The organism is Filimonas effusa (assembly GCF_004118675.1).
GTDB classification, from domain to species: domain Bacteria; phylum Bacteroidota; class Bacteroidia; order Chitinophagales; family Chitinophagaceae; genus Filimonas; species Filimonas effusa.
The window spans coordinates 200,300-221,059 of sequence record NZ_SDHZ01000002.1; the positions used below are offsets into that span (position 1 = coordinate 200,300).

Here is a 20,760-nt window from a genome sequence, read left to right on the forward strand (position 1 = left end):
AAATGTTAGAAAGTAATGTTCATGCCACCTGAAATCATACGTTGCTGGGGATAGAACCCGTTATTCACGTTAGGCATCTCGGGATCGAGGTATTTGAGTTTATCCCAGGTGATAAGGTTGAACCCGGAAACATATAAACGCAATTGCTGGATCTTAGCGGCCTGTAACCATTTAGAAGGAAGGGAATATCCTATCTGCAATGATTTTAAGCGGACATAGGACCCGTCTCTTACCCATCCGGAATTAGCATTTGCATTGTGCGCGGTTAGTGAAGCTTTATAAGAGCTGAGACGAGGAAATGCTGCATTAGGGTTATCGGGAGTCCAGGCATCTTCTACCAGGAAATAAGGAGAGTTACCAAAGTTGTAGAAAGCACGTGTAAAAGGCGTATTGTCTTCCACACCGCTAACGCCGCTTGCGCCTTCGTATGCACCGGCAAGGCTTACATTACATAATGCGGCGCCCTGGAACAGTGCAGACAGGTCGAATCCTTTATACTTAAGATCGATATTAAAGCCGAACATCAACTCGGGCATATTACTGCGGCCAACAAAGGTCATATCATCTGTACGGGTAAGGCGTCCATCGCCGTTCAGGTCTTTGTACTTAAAGAATCCCGGCGCCAGGAAGCCACCACTGGGAGAGATGCCATTTGCCGCTTCATGCCAATCCTGGTACATACCTTCGGCAACAAAGCCAAGCTTTTGTCCGTAGGGTTTACCTACGACACGCTGCCATTCGGGCAGACCTGCGCTTTCGGTATAGCGTAAGATCTTGTTACGCGCCCAGTTAAGGTTGCCGGTAAGTCCGATCTGCAGGTCGCCGATATGGTTGTTATGGCGCAGTTGCAAATCGAACCCGTGGTTGGCCATTTTACCATAGTTGGTTGTAGCGGGGTAATACCCACCAATTGTTAAAGGATAGGTAGCGCCTGTATTTACGAGGATACCTGTCGTTATTTTATCGAACCACTCGAAATCTACAGACAGTAAGCCGTTCCATAATATAGATTCAAAACCTATATTCGAAGAAGTAGCTGTTTCCCATTTAACATTAACGTTTGGCGGGCTGCTGGTATATAAAGCTGAAACGGGCTGACCTCCCATTACTACAACAGGGTCGGTAGTCAACTGGAATGTTTGCAGGTAACCAAATGCACCGGCAACGTCGTTACCCAGGCGTCCTACCGAGCCTTTCAACTTGAAGAAGCTAACAGTTTTATTGAGGTCTTTAAAAAAGTCTTCTTTACTTACGATCCAGCCCAAGCCTACTGCGGGGAACATCTTCCAACGATTGTTCTTTGCAAATTTTACAGATGCATCCCACCTGTTAGCCAGTTCAAGCAAATACCTGTCTTTATAGGCATAGTTTACGCGAGACACGAGGCCTGCCCTGGCATCTACACCGGAAGTACCTGTTGGCGTGATCCAGTCGCCTGCAGCGGTGCTACCGAAATTAATTTCCTGTAAATCGGTAAGCGGGAAGTTGCTGGCGCCGGTAGAGAATAGGTTGCTTCTATAGCTGGACCATTCGTAAAGCACCAGGCCTGTAAAGCTATGTTCACCGAACTTATTATTATAGGAAAGTGAAGGCTGGAATGTACGGCGGTTATTCTGGGAATAAGACTGACGTAATGTTGTTTTGGTAATGCCGGGAGGATTAGGGATAAGCGTATAGTTACCTGTTACCTGATCACGTGCGCGTCCCATAAGTTGATACGGCGTTAACCAGCTTTTGTTTTCGGTACTACTTTTATCGTACGCGGCAAGCAGTTTTGCTTCGAGTCCTTTTACGCCGGGCACTTTAAAGACCAGGGATACGTTACCCTGGAAAACGTTGGTTTGTCCTTTCTGATAACCAGACTGTTCAATAGCTGCGATAGGGTTCACCCAACCGGCACCTGCCTGATGCGCTACCGGAAGGCCGTTAGGCGCATACATAGGCATGTTAGGCAGCATACGCACTGCCTGGTAAAAGGGGTTCATATAACTATCGTTATCGGGGGTGATACCCGGCGTATTCGACAGTTGCTGACGAGCGCCCAGATCCAATGCAACGGAGAGATAATCGTTCAGCTGGGCATCGACGTTTGTACGAACGTTGTAACGTTTGTAGTTGGTATTCTTAACAATGCCCTGCTGGTCGAGATAGCCGAGGCTTGAGAAATATTTCACTTTATCGGTACCCCCTCTTACGGTAACACCATGCTGTTGCGTTGTTGCGGTATTGTCGACAAGTGTACCTACCCAATCGGTGTTACCCAACAGGGGATTGGTATTCGTGCCATTTCTTACCGCATCGATCTGATCCTGCGTATAAACAGTAGGAACGGGATCGCCATTTGTATGGGACTGGTAATCGTTATCCATATCTATGCCCTTGTTATACCAGGTCATATAATCGGGACCATTCAGGAATTTAGGGAAACGGGTATTGGAGTTCACTGTTACCGCGCCGTCGTAGCTGATCACCGGTTTCTGGTTCTTACCTCTTTTTGTAGTGATAAGGATGATACCATTCGCTGCCTGTAAACCATATACAGCTGTAGAGACGGCATCTTTCAGAATAGTGATACTTTCAATTTCATTGGGATCGAGGTTGGCAAAGGAGGGTCGTTGTACGTTATCTATAATAACCAGCGGTCCCTGGTTAGCGCCATAAGTTCCGATACCACGTATACGGAGCGTAGCATCATCGTTACCGGGGCGGCCGGATTGCTGCAAGGTAGTAAGGCCTGGCAGTCGCCCTGAGAGCATGTTGGTAACGTTCATGGTGGGCATTTTCTTCAGCTCATCGCCATTGATCTGGGCAACAGAACCCACTACATTGGTACGTTTCTGTTTGCCATAGCCTACCACCACCACTTCTTCCATTTCTTTAAGACTTTCGGTAAGGGACACTACCAGTTCTTTGCCAGCTTCGGCATTGACGGTAGCCAGGACATAGCCTGTCATAGAGATCTGCAGGGTTACGACAGCCTTGTTCACCGATAACGCAAACTTACCGTTATCGCCGGTGGAAGTACCCGTTGTTGTACCCTTTACCAGCACAGAAGCTCCTGCCAAGGGCTTACCTGTTGCATCTGTAACTGTACCGGTAATTTTGTGAGACTGGGCCATCAACAAAGAATAGCATGCCACAAAGACTGCAAGCAGGGTTATCCTTCGCCACAGCCACAAGGGGAGTTTTGAATTTCTCATATTCAATTGTTTGGTTTATTACTGACGAAAATGTTGATTAAGCTGATTATAAAAGATCGCCGTTCACTGCTACGGGTCTGCTGAAGGGATGCAGGTACTTATCGAGCAGCACTGCCACTGCCCGCCTGCTCAATTGCTCACTGACGACGACACCTGCTGCTGCAAGATCTTTCACCACCTGTTCTGCCGTAACGGTGACACCTGTTTCCTGTAAGATCTTTGCAAAAGCTGCTGCTGTAAGCATATCGCCTGAACCTGCCCAGTATTGCTGCAATGCAGGATAATACAGGCGCAGTCCCTGAACCAGTTCATAACCGCTTACGGGCAGTGCGGGATAAAACCAAGTTTGGTTGGCCCACATATAGGGAACGCCTGTACCTTTTAAAATACCGGTGGCACCTATCTGCTGTATTATTTCAAACTGCGGATCTTCGACAGGTACATCTATAAAAGGCATGATATAGCCCCTTGCCTTCAACAACACCTGCTGTACTTCCCGTACGTTCAACTGTGCGGGCTGCTGGTGGTGTTGTATACAGACAGCTGCCATAGCACCTGCGGCCTGTCCTATCTGCAATACTACCGGTTGCAGGCGGGTGGCGCCGTTCACGATATTGGAGACACTGATACTTTTTTCGGCGACAATGAGACCATCTACCCCTTCGGGGATGAGGCTGCCCATAGGGACGTTATAAGAAGGCACTTTGATTTTTACGAAGTCGATTTTGGGGGCTGCCGGATTCTTCAGGTGATGATGATCGATGGTGTAATCGCCCACTGCTATTCCTGTGCGATACAAGGCCTGTTCGTTATCGTAAGGACGAGCCACATGGTTAAGGGTAAACGTCACCAGTCCTTTTAAACGGCGTGATTCCCTGTGATAGGCGATCATGGGCAGTTTATCGGGCGTATTAAATTCGTCATCAGCCAGGCCCAGGTTCTTATATCCCAGCGCTGTTTGCAGGTAATACACGAAACGCAGGGTATGCAATTTTGCCTGCTGCAATGCTTTTTCGCGGCCTGCTGTGCTGCTGTCAATGATGTTGAGATAGATATCATTGCCGCACTTAGGCCAGTTGATCATGTATTTGTTGTTGGGAAGCTTGCCGTACTGCATCATACGGAAACAATTGTTCTGCGGGCTATCGAAAGAAGCGGGATCAGAAACATCGCAGCTGCAATCGAATACTTTGGCGTCATAACCTTCGGGACGCGCTATGGTTTTATCTGCATTTTTGCCATAATCTTTCAATACGGCCACGTAGGTAAGATCCTGGATAATATCATTTGCTTTTGCGGGAGCATAAGCTTCGCCTGTTGAATCGCGGTTATCCATGCCGATACGATAGCCGGCGCCGGCGGCGGCAAGTACATCGCCCAGTTCGGTAGCATCTATGAGAATAGCCGCATTGATAACACAAGGCTTTTTATTGCGTACAGCATTTACTACCCAATTATTATTTTCACGTTTAACAGAAGTAAACCTGGTATTAAACCATACCTGCAATTGTTTTTCGGCAGCAGCGAGCTGTTTGAGAATAGCGTCGCCGACATGCGGCTCGAACAGGGTATTGCTTACCCAGCCGGTTTCAACGGCAGCAGGACCGCCGTAATGCTGGTAAAGCTTTTGTCTGAATTCGCCCCAAAGGCCGCCTGGCAGCTTATGATTACCATCGATAGCAGAGACGCCAGCGCTTGTTAACATGCCACCGAGCCACGCGGTTTCTTCTATAATCGTAACATTCACACCCATGCGTGCGGCCTGAATGCCTGCAGTAGTTCCGCTGGCTCCGCCGCCGATAATAAGCACATCTGTTTTATGAACAGCCTGGGCATACAAACCCATACTGCCAAACAGCATCAGAAAGAATAAAAAGCAGTTTTTGGTTCTGAATGTCATTTACAGAAGTTTTAATAAACAGAAATCTGTACCCTATATGACAATTCCTCCCGGTCGAAGTCCCGGCTGTCATATGTCATAGCAAATCGTTAGAAACAGAGGCCGCTAACAGACAGCGGCAATACTTGCTACAATCCGTTAAAAAGCCATTTCAATTATTCCTTATCTCACTTAGCTGTTACACTGTTATTTCATGCAAGCTGAAAACCTAATCGTATTCTTCAAGACCTTTCTATCTGAAACTCCAATCGTTATTACCTGAGCCTGTTACTTATCAAATGTTATCTGCTTTAAGCGTATTCCATACCTGGTAGAGGGCACGAGGTACATGGAAGCAACCTTTCCATTTACCGCCTTTTAAATTCAGCAGTACTTCTCCCCTGCGGTTCAGGTAACCGAACCATTCGCCGTATTGCTGGTCTTTAAAGTGCGTCCATGTATACGCATGTACCTTATGGAACCATTGCAGACAACGTTCGTCGCCGGTATAGGTATACCCTTTGGCAAGCGCAACCAGGGTTTCGACATGCACCCACCATAATTTCTGATCCCATTCCAGTTGCTGCGTGGGATGCCCCAGCAGATCGAGGAAGTAGAAAATACCGCCGTATTCTTTATCCCATCCGTATTCGAGCGTACGCAGCATAATATCACAGGCTTTTTTCACCAATGCTTCATCTTGCAAGCGGCGACCGAGATCCATAATAAACCACATGGCCTCTATGGTATGCCCCGGGTTCATTAACCTGCCTTCGAAGCTGTTGGAGAAGCTGCCGTCGGGATTTACGTTTTCGAGGATCAGGCCGTGTTCGGGCTGATAGAAAACGTTCATCACCTCATGAATTACTACCGGCGCCAGCTCGTTCACTTTTTCGGAACCTAACAAGTGCTCCATTTCAAGCGAGAGATTACACAGGATCATGGGTAAGCTAAAACCCTTCAGGGGACGCGTTCCCGGGTAGGCTTTGTTATAAACTCCTTTCCAGTCGTGCTGACGTTCCAGGATATTATTAAAGGTAGAAACGGCTATCTCCTTATACTTATCACTGGGTTGCACCTTGTCGAGCGCCGCAAAGGCCATGGCAGCAAAACAGTCACTAAAGATGTTATAAGGCTGAACCAATGGTTTTCCTTCGGCTGTAAGGGAGAAATACCAATTACCGGATTGGTCGCGGCCGAACTTTTCCATAAATGCGGCGCCATGCAAAGCCATATCGAGCCAGCTTTTTTCGGCAGACACATTATGGTACATATAACTAAAGCACCAGACCTCCCGGCCCTGCAACCACATGAACTTGTCGGTGTCAAACACCTTTCCTGTTCTGTCGAGGCAGGTAAAGAAGCCACCGTTCCTATCGTCCCTACTGTTTTGCAGCCAGAAGGGCAATACATTATCAACCAGCTCTTTCCGGTACATTTCTGCATACTCCTGCAGGGCAGGTAAACTCTGTACCATTTCGCCGGTAGCGAGACCATTACTTATATCAACAGCAGTTATACCCACAGTTTGTAAATTATTTAAGCAGATAGCAATTATGAATTATTTTATCCTTCTAAACCAAACTTACTAATATTTTTTAATTACAAAAGATATTTCTTCATTTTTTTTCACAACCTCGGCATCCTAAGCAGTAAATTACATTATATAGAATTGATATTCAGCAGATAATGAAAAAAAAGTGCAAATATCAAGGTAATTTCCGGGCTATTGATGGCATAAAATAAGTGTACATTCTACTATTTTAACAGGCAGAGCAAGGACCAAGTGGGTATTTTCACCCATTAGTAAATTAATTTTTATCTAAAAAAACATCATGTTTTTAAATTAATTTACTAAGTTTGACTAAATCAATATTCTCCACCAATAACTACTTCACTTATGCAGCTATCGTTTCGTGGTGCACGAATAAGGGCAACCTTATTATTGGGTTCGTTTTTAAGCCTTACTTGCCAGGCACAGCAACCCCGTTTAACTCCTGAGTTAAATAAGCGATTGCTGCTGGCCGCGCAGGGCAGCGTCGTAGCATTACCCGGCCTGTTAACGGAGAAACTACCTGTTATATCGTATAATAAGATGGTATTACCTGGCCCTCAATATCTTATATCGGACGATCCGGAGTATATCCGTGTACCTGAGGGGATGGCATTCCGGGAGACAGTGACGCCGGGAGCGGTAAGAGTATATTTATATAATGTGAACGGGGTAAAGACTCCTGCGAAGATTGACACTAAAATAGCGGCGCTGCTGAAGAACACGGGCAGCCGGCCATTACATCTGCGTATGCTTAAGTTTTCGTCGCAAAAGCCTACTACCAGTTATTTCTTTGCCGGCAAACAGGGGCTTGCCGACTATTTTGCAGCGCAACCTGATACGGCGATCCGTACGGTACAGCCTGGTGAAACAATAGCGATAGATCCTGCGCAGGAGAAAGCCATTGTAAAATATGATGAGCTGGTGCATGGTATTTACGAGTTCACCATCGATGAGACGGCAGAGATAAGCGTAATACAGACCACTGCCGATAAAGACATTATAAAGGCTGCAGCAGGCATAACCACGGTATTGCCCGGGAAAAGCAAAAGTGGCGCCGGCCGTGGTGTATTTGGCGTCAGCAATTACCGGGTATCGGCGGATAGTGTTATAGATACCAAAAACGGCATCAGCCAGATCATTGTTGCCGATGGGCGTCATGACAGTTGGGTGAAAGGCATAGAAGGCAGCAGTGGCGCGATAGCCACCCTTGCCGGTAACTATGGCGTATTATATAATATAGACCTGAAATGGAAAAGCAGCAATGGCCAGGGGCTTGCGCTGGTGACCTGGAATGCACGCAGCGATAACAACCAATGGTGCGGCGCCATGGCCAATACCATGATTGCCAGTAACGGCAAGTTCAAAGGCGGGATCATTCAGCTGCCTTCGGACAAACTGGTTACGCGCAAGGCGCCGGAAGCCGTGCTGGTGCAGTTGTTTATGCCTGATGGCGCAGGAGAAGAGCAGACCATTCATCTTACCTATTCTCCTCCGGGGGCTTCCTGTTTACCGACGCCATTGGTTTTCATCCCGGTAGACATTAAATAACGGGACTGTTGCGGAGCGCCTGGGCAGGCTGCATTTCCGGGTCTTTGAGGAGGTTTATCTCTTCAGGGACGGCGGGGAGACCGGGGAGCAAGTGCGATGCAAGTGCGATACAAGTGCGATATAAGTGCGATGCAGGTGCGGTAGAGGTACGCTTATGCCATATCGAAGGCAGGTATATGCTATACCGGACTGAAGCAGGCGTATTTGCCATGTGATTTAGCTGCGCCGGTTATCAACTTTTTTTAAAAACTCCGTGGACAGTAACGAATAACAGGCAGGCGGCATGTAACGGGCTTAAAGAGCAGGTAATAAAAGCAGCCATAAAACGCAAAATACCGCAATATAATTGTACTTTTAATGCAAAAACCAGCAAACATTCAGGACAATAGCAGCAGTTGGGCAAATAAGTCTTTTTAAATTTTTTAAATAAGAGTACTTTTAATTGTTTCATCTTATTCACGGTTCAAATCACAAGTTGTGGCGATGACAATCATGACAAAGACTTTTTTTGAAGAATTGACAATGGAGAACATTACCGGGGTTGCCTATAAAAACCTGCAGTTAAAGAAGATGATCATTTCCATCTTCGCCAACCAGGGCAATGCTACTATTGCCGACCTGGGCAAGGAGCTTAATTTAAGTACCCCCAAGGTCACCAACCTGGTGAACGATCTTATTGAAGAGGGGCTGGTTGAGGATTATGGTAAAATAGATTCTACCGGCGGGCGCAAGCCTAACCTGTATGGTTTGACAGCCGATTCGGGGTTCTTTATAGGTGTAGAGGTAAAGCGGCATCACATCAATATCGGGTTGCTGGATTTCAGAAAGAACCTGATCCGGTTTTCGGGTAAGCTGCCTTTCCAGTTAAACAATACACAGGAATCGCTGGATACGCTTTGTTTGCTTATAGAACAGAATATAAAGGAGCTGCCTGTTCAGAAGGAGAAGATACTTGGATTGGGCATCAACCTATCGGGGCGCATCAACTACGCGACGGGTTATAGTTATAGTTTTTTCAATTTCAGTGAAGACCCGCTGAGTAAGATACTGGAGCAGCGTATAGGCATCAAGACCTATATAGAGAACGATTCAAGGGCTATGGCTTACGGAGAGTTTTCGAATGGGGTTGTATCTGGAGAAAAGAACATATTGTTCATTAACCTGGACCATGGTATTGGGTTAGGCATTGTGATCAATGGCCAACTGTATTATGGCAAGTCGGGGTTTGCGGGTGAGTTTGGGCATATTCCTTTCTTCAACAATGAGATCATCTGTCATTGCGGTAAAAAGGGCTGCCTGGAGACAGAGGCATCGGGGCAGGCGTTGAAGCGCATGGTTATTAAAAAGATAGAGGAAGGCAGTACTACGGCCATCAGCCGCAAGCACAAAAAACCTGAGGATATACAACTGGAGGATATTATCGATGCCGCACTAAATGAAGATGTGCTGGCGATTGAACTGATAGAAGAGGTTGGTGAAAAGCTGGGCAAGGGTATTGCCACTTTAATAAACCTGTTCAATCCTGAACTGGTGGTACTGGGCGGCGCTATGGCGCAGGCGCAGGATTATATAAGACTACCCGTGAAAAGCGCCATCAACAAATACTCGCTGAGCCTGGTTAATAGCGATACGCAACTGAAGATATCGGCACTGGGTGTAAAAGCGGGTGCGGTAGGCGCTTGTTTACTGGTTCGCAATAAAATATTTGATCATTGACAAATACGTTAAAAACATAAAACTCATGGTAGATTCATTTGAAAAAGTTCCCTGTCATATTTATGAGGGAGCCAAAGAAGCTTCTGCAGCCATAGCCAAAACAATTGCAACACTTATCAGAGAAAAACAGCAACAAGGTAAACCTTGTGTGCTTGGACTGGCTACCGGCTCCTCTCCCCGCCTCTTATACGCAGAACTGGTTCGCATGCACAAAGAAGAAGGTCTCAGCTTTCAGAATGTGATCAGCTTCAACCTCGATGAATACTACCCCATAGATGCCGATGCATTGCAGAGTTATAACCGGTTTATGCATTCGAACCTGTTTGATCATGTAGATATCCGTCGTGAAAACATTCATATACCGGATGGGACCATTGCCAAAGACCAGGTAAAAGCGCATTGTGCCGCTTATGAAGAGAAGATAGAAAAGGCAGGCGGGATAGATCTTCAAATTCTTGGCATTGGTAATAACGGGCATATTGGTTTTAATGAACCAGGATCCAGCTTATTTTCAAAGACCCGTCTTATTACACTTGATAATTCAACCAGGCTGGCCAACTCGTTCGAGTTCCAGACGGTATCGCAGGTGCCCAGGTTAGCTATTACGATGGGGATACAAACGATCCTGAAAGCGAAAAAGATCATACTGATGGCGTGGGGGCCGCTTAAAGCGCCCGTGGTGCAGTTGGCGGCAGAAGGCGCCGTTACGGAGCAGATACCGGCCTCTTTACTGCAGCAGCATGACGACGTGAGCTTTTTCATGGATACTGCCGCCGGCTCTGAGCTAACGCGCAATAAATCGCCCTGGCTCACCGGAGAATGCATATGGACGCCCGAGTTGGTGAAGAAGGCCGTTACCCAGATGGCATTAAAGCTTCAAAAACCCGTTTTAAGTCTCACAGACCGCGATTACAATGAATTTGGCCTCAGCGACCTGCTGGTTGAAAAAGGAGACGCTTATGAGGTGAATCTACAGGTTTATTATATGCTCAGGGATACCATCACCGGCTGGCCGGGCGGGAAGCCTAATGCGGTAATACCTAACCACCCGGAACGTTCGGCGCCTTATCCTAAGAAAGTGATCCTGTTTTCTCCGCATCCTGACGATGATATTATTTCGATGGGCGGCACTTTCCAGCGGCTTCATGACCAGGGGCATGAGGTGCATGTGGCCTACCAGACGTCGGGTAACATTGCGGTAACAGATGAGTTTGTAACGCGCTTTCTTGATTTTGCGGTGGGATTTGAGAATATGTTTGGCATGGACAGTGAGAAATCGCAAAGGATATTACAGGAAGCGCGTTCTTACCTGAATGAGAAGAAATCGAATGAGATAGATACGGCGGAAATAAGGGCTATCAAAGGGCTGATACGTCGTTGTGAGGCTAAGGCTACCTGTCGTTATGTTGGATTAACAGATGAGCGGGCGCATTTCCTGAATCTTCCGTTCTATGAAACGGGGGCTATAGAGAAGAAGCCTATGGGTGAAGAAGATGTACAAATTACGATAGACCTGTTGCGGAGCATCAAGCCATTGCAGATCTATTGTGCCGGCGATCTTGCCGATCCGCATGGTACGCATAAGGTATGCCTGGATATTATATTTGAGGCGATACGCAGGATTAAAGCAGATGGAGATGAGTGGCTGAAGGATTGCTGGGTATGGTTATACAAAGGCGCATGGCAGGAGTGGGATATTTCTGAGATAGAGATGGCGATACCGATGAGTCCTGACCAGGTGATGAAGAAGCGTTTTGGTATATTCATACACCAGTCGCAGAAGGATTCAGTTCCCTTCCAGGGCAGTGATGCGCGGGAGTTCTGGCAGCGTGCCGAGGAGCGGAATGCGAATACAGCGAACCTGTATGCGCAGCTGGGGTTAACGCAATATGCTGCTATGGAGGCATTTCGTCGCTGGCATTATTAAAAAAAACTTTGCGGCAAAAATATTTCCCCTTATTTTTGCCGCCCATTCGGCGAGGTAGCTCAGCTGGTTAGAGCATCGGATTCATAACCCGAAGGTCGGCAGTTCAAGTCTGCTCCTCGCTACAAACACTACTTGAAGGCTGAAACGTAATCACAGAGAGCGTTTCAGTCTTTTTGTTTTGTACTTCTTTCTTTCTCTCCTCGCGGCATTTTGTAACCAGTAACCTCAAAAGTTACCAAAACAGTTACCAAAAATGCAGCAACTACCGAACAATTGCCGCGCTGGCAAAATGAGTGTTTTCCCGAAGAACTGGAATACTGTCAAGGCGAACATCAATCTCAAGTGGTATATCAAGTACCGTTTCTATGATGACAATCTCAACAAGAGTAGGCAGGTTGTCTTAAAAGGCATGAATATGCTTACCAGGCTTGCAGAAAAACAAGCTGCAGTAAGAATCCAGCTTAAAGATGAGCAAGACATGCTTGATCGAGGATACAATCCCATCACAGGAAGTTATCATGAAAATACAAGCCTGCTAGCGATACAGGAATCAGAGCAGGAAATAGAAGAAGACCTACAATTGCCTTCCCGTCGACGTCGAAGCTTATTGCGCCCTCACCAATAGCATATACCTTATCCATAGAAAGCAAGATAGAACCAATGTATAATTATTTTTTATGGATAACCGTAAATTAAAATCGTTATCCTACCAATAAAAAATCCCCGGCATAGAAATGCGCGGGGCAGCATTCATTTACAAAATTAAGGTATGAATCTCGCCAATATGAGATATTATTCACATGACATTTATCAGGTTAATTCGATTGTTTTGTTTCAACCTCAGCCAGTCGCCTTTCCATAATCTCCATTTTCTTATTTTGTTGGATAATATAAAGGGTGAGTTCTTCTATCTTTTTCAGGAGTAATACCTGATTATCTCCAAGATCAAGGCCTTCCTTTTTAACCTCTGCAGCAGAAGGAACTTCGGGGAGATGCTTGTTTTCTTTGATGAAGCTTTCGACATGAGAAAGCGACGGAAGTTGGTAAGAAGAGTCGAAGACATAGTCGGCCCATACCTCCTGCGTCACCTTCACTTTACGAGCTCCAACAGTCCCCTCTACCGCTAGCCTGTAAGCGCCAGGTGTTACTGTTCCAATTCCAACATTAGCATCAGGCACACATAACGGTGTTCCTGCTGTATATAACCTTACATCTGTCGAAGGGGTTTGCACAATGAGTTCCGAGCCAACACCTCGCGAAAAGCGACTATCCCCATTAACATCCAGCTTATAAGCAGGAGTTTTCGTACCTATGCCCACGTTTCCGCCTGCTGGATTCAAAAAAAGACTTTTGAAATCACTCATAGAATAATTATAGCACTGCAATCCGTCTGCCCCCACCCTCATTTTAATATCAAACGGCAAGTAATGTACATAGGCGTTAGTGGATATATTTGTTTCACCATTTACATCCAGTTTATAGGCAGGGGAAGTTGTTCCTATGCCTACGTTGCCATTTGGAGCAATCTGCATTTTTTCAGTTATAGTATAAGAGTGATTTCCAGTGAATATTCTAACTCCACCAAAATCACCTATCGTAGTCCAATCCGCGCCACCATCCCTAAGCTTTATAAAATGTGTTTCATCGACGCCATATATATTGGCGGACAATCCACTATTTTGTAATCTTACATCTCCGAGGACATCTAATTTATAAGCAGGGGAAGCCGTTCCTACACCAACGTTGCCGGCAGCCGGAAATACATTGGTTTGACATAAACCGTAACCACCGGCAACAAAAGTACCAAACAGGAGGATCATTTTTTTCATAGTAAAGAGTTTAGGTTATTGAATTGCAGGAAAGATATGAAAAAACCTCGGGCGACATCTAGGGCATAGTTGACTGCTTGCCTATGAAAAACTAATTTACTTCAAGCCAGCACCAGTAAGATCTATCATCCAACTGGCTCTTATGCGGCACATAATCTATTACCTATATCGCCACACTCATAAAATGATATGAATGGCAGCCGACATCCCCTGAGCTATTAAAGACCGCTTATCTTACCCTTCTTAGCAATAGCAATAATCTTTGGGCTAATTTTATTAATCGTTATAGATAAGGAGAAGATCAGTATTCGCGAATTAAGCCTAAAGATCGAAGTTTATAGAAAACCCATGTAACCATAGTACAGGCATCTACCTTTTTAGTTTCGGATTTTTCACATGTGGTACCGGCTCTTTATGGCGCCAGTACCACTCTACTACTCGCCGCGTCAACCTATTGTAAATATCGTTCTCCAGATAGAGTTCGGTGTTGCTTCGCGTCAAGCTATTTACATCATTGCTTATTTCATTCTCTACCTCTTTTGAAAAGGACTTCGATGCAATCAAACTATCCCGAAGCGAATTCGCCAATAACACAAATTGGTTATCCCAATTAGCTTTTGCATTTCCTCTTATTTCATTATCCAATTTTTCCACAATACGAATCAATTCACCTTGCTGCGTTTCAGCCTGCCCTGATTTAGGCACATATGTTTGCCAGAGAAATCTGGCGACTTCAACATAGACAGCTTGCAGCGTATCCTTACTATTTACTGGATAAAGCAAGGTTGTATCGCAGCCCGAATTATTCCATGCAGTTTCGAAATATTCTTCGCTAACGTATAAACAAGTATTGATTGTCACCATATGATCATAAGATATCCTGCGACCATCTCTCGTCGCAGGTTGCCACAAAGGGCCATTACTAACAGCGTTAGCCACCCGGCGGCCAAATTCAGGACACTCACTGGACTCTTGCTTTACCGCAGACACCTTGCCAGTGCTATCTACATGGAATTTCAGTATCACCCGTACCGTTGCAGTAGGAATGCAGTCAAGTGTATCAATACTCACCTTATCTATAAGAAATTTTCGCCACGCTGCGTCACCTCCAGGAAATTTTGGCGGCACAATATTAACCTGCCTTGCAGACAATAAGAATAAACAGGGCATCAGGAGTAAATATGTAATAGAAGGCTTCATAAAAGGAAAATAAGCATTATAGGGCTCAAAACTGAATTTAAGTTGTACGCGTAAATTTGCCAAAAAAGACGGACAATCCTTCCCAAGTACTATTTTCGGGATTTAATGCCTGCTTCTTTTCAATGTCATCATGGCATCCCATGGCTTCAGCAAATAAGATAAAATCCCGTACAATTTGGTTAGATAATTGTCCTGTTTTCGCTACGCTTAAGGGACTTTTCGAAAACAGCTCAAAAGTTCCTTTTCTTTTTCCGTCTGATCCACTGTAAACCAACATACGACGAATTTTCAGGTCCTTCAATTTGCTTTTCAAGTCCAGCTAATTGCCCCTTAAGCTCAAGATTATTTGTACCTGCCGATCACGATAGTAATTAAATATCTCGATTAACTCAGCATCTAACAGAGCAAACATATGAGCATCTTCGAGCAGACTCTCAAAGATCCGGCGCAAATATACATACGAACCGATGCCTACTCCATTTGCCGCCAACCCTATTGCCCTGATGAATTCCTTCAACAAATCTTTGGAAAGCACTTTATCATATGCCTTGATCTGAGAGATATGTATATCCGCGATTGAAACATATTGTCCAACTTTCTGTAATTCCTGTACTTCTGCATCAAAAAACGAATAAACATAAAAATCCTTTTTTGTGCGAAGGCACCGTAAAGTATTCGTACGAATCCCATTAAAACTATTAAAACTCGGTTGTCCACCTATCATTACTTCATAAGTAGTATTTTCCTTCAAGTCAGGATTATAAGCATTAACATATGAATCATGTTTATTAAGGCATTAAACTCATCAAATTCATTTGATTCACACTTGATTCGACTATACAATGGCAGCTCAAAAAAATATCTATGACTATCTAACTTATTTTACATCTGATTTTTTTCTCAAAGTTACATTTTATAAAATGATGCATATCCCAATCCCGCCTGGTCTCACCCATCAGTAAAAAATTGCCATGCCTCAACGGTATATCCAGCAGCATCGCATTCGCCTCCCACTTCCGGCACTGCTGTCTACCTTCAATACTTTTCATAATATCTTTGCAAGATTATGAATCCGGATAAGCCTATTAGCACGCTCTCAGAAGATAAATTTCAACGCTATGAATTTGCAAAAAGAATAGCCGGTATTGTGGGCACGCCCAAAATAGCCGAATCGCTCGTCGTTGGATTGTACGGCAAATGGGGAGAAGGAAAAACGAGCGTACTAAATTTCATCAGACAGGAATTACCCAAGGAAACAGTAGTTGTCAATTTTAATCCGTGGCTATTCACTAGCCAGACGGAATTACTGAACGCCTTCTTCCAAGAGATGGCAGGCGCTTTAGGGGCTGCCAAAAAGTCTATCAGGGAAAAAATCGGCACAGCAATGGCTGATTATGGAGCCGCTATTGGTTCCGTGACCAAGTTCATGGGCATGCCTCTAGATAGTGTCCAAAGATCAGGGGAAGTACTTAAAAATATCTCTCTGGCCAGCGCAAAGACACGGGTGGACAAACTCATCGTACAGGCCAACACTAACATCGTCGTATTCATTGACGACATAGACCGGCTTGATGTACAGGAAATTCAGTATATCTTTAAACTAGTCAAACTGGTAGGAGATTTCCCAAGAACCTGCTACATTTTATCCTTTGATGACGAAATTGTAGCGACAGCACTTTCCGAAAAATATCGCTCAACTCAAGAAAATGGAGGATATAAATATCTTGAAAAAATCATACAAGTCCCTCTGAAATTACCAAAAGCAACCCAGACAGCACTCAGACAATACACACTCGAACTATTGGACAACATCATTTTTAAAACCGGAATAGTATGGGATCAGGCAGAAGCGGCTGCCATCGACAAAAAGATAGAGGAAATCTTTCTGCCTATTGTTGATAACGCACGTCTGCTTGGCAGGTACGCCAACGCCTTGTCTTTTTCTTTACCACTGCTAAAGGGTGAAGTGGACACTACTGATTTGATACTACTGGAAGGCATAAAAGTCTTTTTCCCGAAATTCTATGATTTCATTCGGGAGAACCCAGATATATTTACCGATAGGACTCTAATATTCGGAGGTGTAGCGGACGAACAAGCTCAAAAAACTGAAAAAAATAAAAACATAATACAACAGATTACAGTCTATTCTGAAAAACAACAAAAGACCATCCTAGCGTTGGTGAAATATCTCTTTCCTCAACTTTCATCCGAGCGAATAAGCTACCCTAGGTTAAGTGGCCAAAAAAAGGAAAAAACAATGAACCTATCTCACCCGCGTTATTTCGATCGCTACTTCACGTACTGTGTTTTGCAAGACGACATATCTGACATACTGTTAAAAAACATTTTTTCCAATATTGCCAATCAATCCGTCGAATACGCTACAGATACTGTAAAGGATTTATTTGATAATTACGGCGTAGATAACGTCCTTTTTAAACTTCTCGACTGGACAGATGCTCTTGAAGACAAAGCCATTCAACAGTTTGCTATCGCTATTACTTTGAATAGCATTAGCCTGTCGGCAAAGGCAACATTCCTACTACGCAGTCAATTACAAATTGCAAGTATTATAGTTTCAAGATGGCTACGAAGTTTACCGGATAATGAAAAAGAAGAAGCACTCTTTATTGTTCTGGAAAGAAGTGACAACTTTGATTTTACCATTGGACTCTGGTCGGATGTACTTTGGAGCAGTCATGATGGCTACTATAATCCGCCACCAGAAGACCAAGACTTAAGGGCGAAGAAAGCATTGGTCTCCCATTTTCTGAAATTGTGTGATAGTCAACCATTTTTTGATATACTAAACGAACTGCATCTGCGGTTTTTACTCCGAATAGCACATGACATAGGTCGGGTGCCAGGATCAATTCAAACAATCATCGAAACAGGGCTTAAAAATATAGAAGGCTTTGCGCTTAGATTTTTAAAGCTTTATTCATGTACAGTAATGTCGGCAGGAAATAAAGGAAAGCAAACTTTTAAAACACAGATCTATGCTGAAGATTTTGAAGACCTTAACAAAGTCTTCAAGCCGGAAATATTGAACAACTACCTTCTTGCAGAATTCGGCATGCATCCCTTGCCATTCACACCTACGCAGTTATCTGACCGACAACCTGCATCTGATGCAGAAATTGTTTCCTCTTTTCAATGGCATTTAACCCAACTTAAAACTAATGCCTATTCATAATTAACCACAAAACAGCATTCTATCAATATGCTACCGACCCCATGGTCCTATACTTTGAACTGTAAATACTCAAATCTCAGCAATCGCAGCCATGTTTCCCAATATAAACCGAACCCGATTCTGTTCATTATGTTCGAGGTTCACGCTGATCCATTCATCAATATATTTCTGAGATAACAACTCAATAAATTGAGCCTTTAGATAATTCTTAAGAGCGCCAGAGCACTGTTTTATCTCGTCCCAGATAGATACACGGTTATTGAGTACGTGAACAATATCCTCAAAATCAGAACTAAAGCGACCTTCGTTTTCGCCACGATCTGCAAACGCTTCGAGTTTTGTAGCAATAAAATAAGGCCCAGCAAATACCCGGATAGTGATTCCATCTTCCAAATCAACAGCAATCGCATTAGCGAATGCCTCTGCATACCACTTATTCGCAAATCCTAAGATCTCGTCACTTGTAGGCATGACATCAACGGTAATTCCCAGTACTGTATACCGGCAAATAACCCCTGACGCCACGTCGTTCACAAAGCCTTTTTCCCGTAGTTTTTCCTCAATGACAGCATAATCTCTATGATGCACTACCTCAACAACAATATCAACATCGTCCGTGGGACGAGTCTCTGTTTCAGGTCTAGTAGAATACAAAGAAACTGTGGATCCGCCTACAAAAACGACGTCGGCAGCCAATTCTCCGAGCGCCCGGTAAACCGTTTTTATTCTAAGCACATTTTCACGGTGACTCATAATATTAGTTTCTGCAATTCATCAATGGCAACCTTTAATTCTCTGACTCGGCCTACCCTGATAATATCAATACTAGCAAGGGCTTTATAAAGCACTTCATCCTCTCTAACAGCACTAACAACTGATTTATATAGCGGCTGAATCGAGAGCCCTCTTATATCTCCATCTTCATATGGCCAAACGTAATTCATCTCCGTTTTAAAAAGCTGATTGTAAAAAGGATGAGAATGCGCAGTCGCAATTCCGGTTACCATCGTTCCCGGCAGTTGTGGGAATACATAATGTAACCCATAACGAATAAATTCCATAAGCGATTGCCGGTATACCTTTTTTTTAGTATCGTCGACCAGTCCGGCAAGATGACTACGTTGCAAAGACTCTGATATTTCTGATACGCTTAAATGAAGCGAAGACGCAAAATCTCGGTACTGCCATTGGCGGTCAGCATTGTTCAGCACTTTTAAAAGCACTACGATATCCTGCGGGCGCATCCCGTTATGCGATTTCATGGTATAAATATACAAATTCGTTTGCTGTTTGCAAACAGCAAACGGCAAATTATAAAGCAAGAAGCCATCACTCTATTGGGAGAAACCAGACTATTACAGAAGAAAAACCAAATTCACGCCTCCGTTTTTCCAGACTTTTAGTCGAATTGATACTAAATCACTTCGTTGCCCTATACTTGCGCCCAAGTATACTACTTGAAGGCTCTTCAAATAATTTTTGGGGGGCTTTTTTGTTTTATAAGGCTCGAAACGAGATTTAAGTTTTATGCCAAATCTTTTCCTAAGCCCTATTTTTCGGAGTTTAATGCCAGCTCCTTTTTTATGTCATCCTGGCATCCCATGGCTTCGGTAAATAAGATAAAATCCCGCACAACTTGGTTAGATAATCGTCCTGTTTCCGCTACAAACACTACTTGAACGCTGAAACGTAATCACAGAGAGCGTTTCAGTCTTTTTGTTTTGTACTTCTTTCTTTCCTCGCGGCATTTTGTAACCAGTAACCTCAAAAGTTACCAAAACAGTTACCAAAAATGCAGCAACTACCGAACAATTGCCGCGCTGGCAAAATGAGTGTTTTCCCGAAGAACTGGAACACTGTTAAAGCTAACACCAATGGTATATCAAATACCGTTTCAATGATGACAATCTCAAAAAGAGTAAACAGATTGTCCTAAAGGGCATGAATATGCTTACCAGGCTCGCTGAAAAGCAGGCTGCAGTCCGAACTCAGATCAAGGATGAACAAGAAATGTTGGAGCGTGGATACAACCGAATAACGGAACATCTACTTGCGCAGACAAAGCCAGAGATCACACCGGAATCTGAGCCAGAACTAGATGAGGATTTAACCGAAACAACTCCGTTTTTGGAAGCTCTATTATTCGCCCGTGTAATGATTAAATGCTCAAGACATACACATGAAGATCTGGATAGCATACTTAAATACATCAGAATTGCTGTATTAATGCTTGGATACGACCGAATACCAGTTAAAGAGGTTCGCCGCCGACACCTTATCACTTTACTGAATAAGTGCGGCGAGATAAAACTATCTTGGAGAAAACATCTTCTGGCGGAGAATCCTGGAAAGAAGATAAAGGAGAGCTGGACATCAGCCACCTTTAACAAGTATCGTACACACCTTTCAATGGTATACAGACAGCTGTTGAAAATGGAGGCAGTTGATTCCAACCTATGCGAAGCCATTGACTTGGAAAAGTACATAAAGAAAGCCCGGAAACATTGACATCAAAGGAGGTAAAGGAGGTAAACGAGCACATATTTAAGTCCGACTATAACTTTTGGCGATTTATGCAGATCTTCTTCCATTCTGGCGCCAGAGAAACAGAGATTATGCGAGTTAGAAAGGAGGATGTGGATATTGCCCAACAAAGAGTAAAACTATTGATTCAAAAAGGTATCTCTTATAGGGAGGAATGGCGACC

Annotated in this window: 16 protein-coding genes and 1 tRNA gene; 7 read left to right on the forward strand and 10 right to left on the reverse strand. The window is 44.2% G+C overall.

Annotated features, from left to right (window positions below; translation table 11 throughout):
• Positions 1-5 precede the first annotated feature (5 nt).
• The 3 genes from ESB13_RS12205 to ESB13_RS12215 all read right to left on the reverse strand — a co-directional run bounded on the left by ESB13_RS12205 (position 6) and on the right by ESB13_RS12215 (position 6,604).
• Complete coding sequence (locus ESB13_RS12205; protein WP_129003653.1) at positions 6-3,200, reverse strand: SusC/RagA family TonB-linked outer membrane protein; 3,195 nt, start codon at positions 3,198-3,200, stop codon at positions 6-8.
• Between the two features lie 46 nt (positions 3,201-3,246).
• Positions 3,247-5,100: an FAD-dependent oxidoreductase gene (locus ESB13_RS12210; protein WP_129003655.1), complete on the reverse strand. Its 1,854-nt coding sequence runs from the start codon at positions 5,098-5,100 to the stop codon at positions 3,247-3,249.
• 274 nt (positions 5,101-5,374) lie between these two features.
• Positions 5,375-6,604 carry an AGE family epimerase/isomerase gene (locus tag ESB13_RS12215; protein ID WP_246022526.1) on the reverse strand — a complete coding sequence of 410 codons (1,230 nt, stop codon included), beginning with the start codon at positions 6,602-6,604 and terminating at the stop codon, positions 5,375-5,377.
• A 375-nt stretch (positions 6,605-6,979) separates the two neighbouring features.
• Between ESB13_RS12215 and ESB13_RS12220 the strand changes: the two genes are divergently transcribed.
• On the forward strand, positions 6,980-8,182 hold the full coding sequence (locus ESB13_RS12220) for a copper amine oxidase (protein WP_129003657.1): 1,203 nt from the start codon (positions 6,980-6,982) through the stop codon (positions 8,180-8,182).
• Here the strand turns inward: ESB13_RS12220 and ESB13_RS12225 are convergent.
• A complete protein-coding gene (locus ESB13_RS12225) occupies positions 8,175-8,393 on the reverse strand; it encodes a hypothetical protein (protein ID WP_129003659.1) in 219 nt (72 codons plus the stop codon). The two genes, ESB13_RS12220 and ESB13_RS12225, sit on opposite strands and share 8 nt — an antisense overlap.
• Positions 8,394-8,674: 281 nt before the next feature.
• Here ESB13_RS12225 and ESB13_RS12230 point away from each other — a divergent pair, with 281 nt between their 5' ends.
• From ESB13_RS12230 to ESB13_RS12245, 4 genes are all read left to right on the forward strand, one after another.
• Complete coding sequence (locus tag ESB13_RS12230) at positions 8,675-9,898, forward strand: ROK family transcriptional regulator (protein ID WP_129003661.1); 1,224 nt, start codon at positions 8,675-8,677, stop codon at positions 9,896-9,898.
• 25 nt (positions 9,899-9,923) lie between these two features.
• A complete protein-coding gene (nagB, locus tag ESB13_RS12235) occupies positions 9,924-11,825 on the forward strand; it encodes a glucosamine-6-phosphate deaminase (protein ID WP_129003663.1) in 1,902 nt (633 codons plus the stop codon).
• A gap of 48 nt (positions 11,826-11,873) precedes the next feature.
• Positions 11,874-11,947 (forward strand) — tRNA-Met (locus ESB13_RS12240).
• Positions 11,948-12,078: 131 nt separating this feature from the next.
• On the forward strand, positions 12,079-12,450 hold the full coding sequence (locus tag ESB13_RS12245) for a hypothetical protein (RefSeq protein ID WP_129003665.1): 372 nt from the start codon (positions 12,079-12,081) through the stop codon (positions 12,448-12,450).
• Positions 12,451-12,640: 190 nt separating this feature from the next.
• Here ESB13_RS12245 and ESB13_RS12250 read toward each other — a convergent pair whose 3' ends face one another.
• The 4 genes from ESB13_RS12250 to ESB13_RS12265 all read right to left on the reverse strand — a co-directional run bounded on the left by ESB13_RS12250 (position 12,641) and on the right by ESB13_RS12265 (position 15,605).
• Positions 12,641-13,654 (reverse strand): hypothetical protein, encoded by a 1,014-nt coding sequence (locus ESB13_RS12250; protein WP_129003667.1) that lies wholly within the window; start codon positions 13,652-13,654, stop codon positions 12,641-12,643.
• Positions 13,655-14,023: 369 nt separating this feature from the next.
• Complete coding sequence (locus ESB13_RS12255; protein WP_129003669.1) at positions 14,024-14,854, reverse strand: energy transducer TonB; 831 nt, start codon at positions 14,852-14,854, stop codon at positions 14,024-14,026.
• A 37-nt stretch (positions 14,855-14,891) separates the two neighbouring features.
• Positions 14,892-15,167, reverse strand: a complete 276-nt coding sequence (locus ESB13_RS12260; RefSeq protein WP_129003671.1) for a hypothetical protein — start codon at positions 15,165-15,167, stop codon at positions 14,892-14,894.
• A 6-nt stretch (positions 15,168-15,173) separates the two neighbouring features.
• Complete coding sequence (locus tag ESB13_RS12265) at positions 15,174-15,605, reverse strand: hypothetical protein (protein WP_129003673.1); 432 nt, start codon at positions 15,603-15,605, stop codon at positions 15,174-15,176.
• 315 nt (positions 15,606-15,920) lie between these two features.
• Between ESB13_RS12265 and ESB13_RS12270 the strand changes: the two genes are divergently transcribed.
• Positions 15,921-18,053, forward strand: a complete 2,133-nt coding sequence (locus ESB13_RS12270) for a KAP family P-loop NTPase fold protein (protein ID WP_129003675.1) — start codon at positions 15,921-15,923, stop codon at positions 18,051-18,053.
• Positions 18,054-18,122: 69 nt separating this feature from the next.
• On the opposite strand, the gene ESB13_RS12275 is transcribed toward ESB13_RS12270, so the two are convergent.
• Both ESB13_RS12275 and ESB13_RS12280 read right to left on the reverse strand, forming a co-directional pair.
• Positions 18,123-18,806 (reverse strand): hypothetical protein, encoded by a 684-nt coding sequence (locus ESB13_RS12275; protein ID WP_129003677.1) that lies wholly within the window; start codon positions 18,804-18,806, stop codon positions 18,123-18,125.
• Entirely contained in the window at positions 18,803-19,315 is a 513-nt protein-coding gene (locus ESB13_RS12280) for a hypothetical protein (RefSeq protein ID WP_220399665.1), read from the reverse strand. Before ESB13_RS12280 ends, ESB13_RS12275 begins: the two co-directional genes overlap by 4 nt.
• A gap of 685 nt (positions 19,316-20,000) precedes the next feature.
• On the opposite strand from ESB13_RS12280, the gene ESB13_RS12285 reads away from it, so the two are divergent.
• Positions 20,001-20,561 (forward strand): hypothetical protein, encoded by a 561-nt coding sequence (locus ESB13_RS12285; protein ID WP_129003679.1) that lies wholly within the window; start codon positions 20,001-20,003, stop codon positions 20,559-20,561.
• The last annotated feature ends 199 nt before the right edge of the window (positions 20,562-20,760 follow it).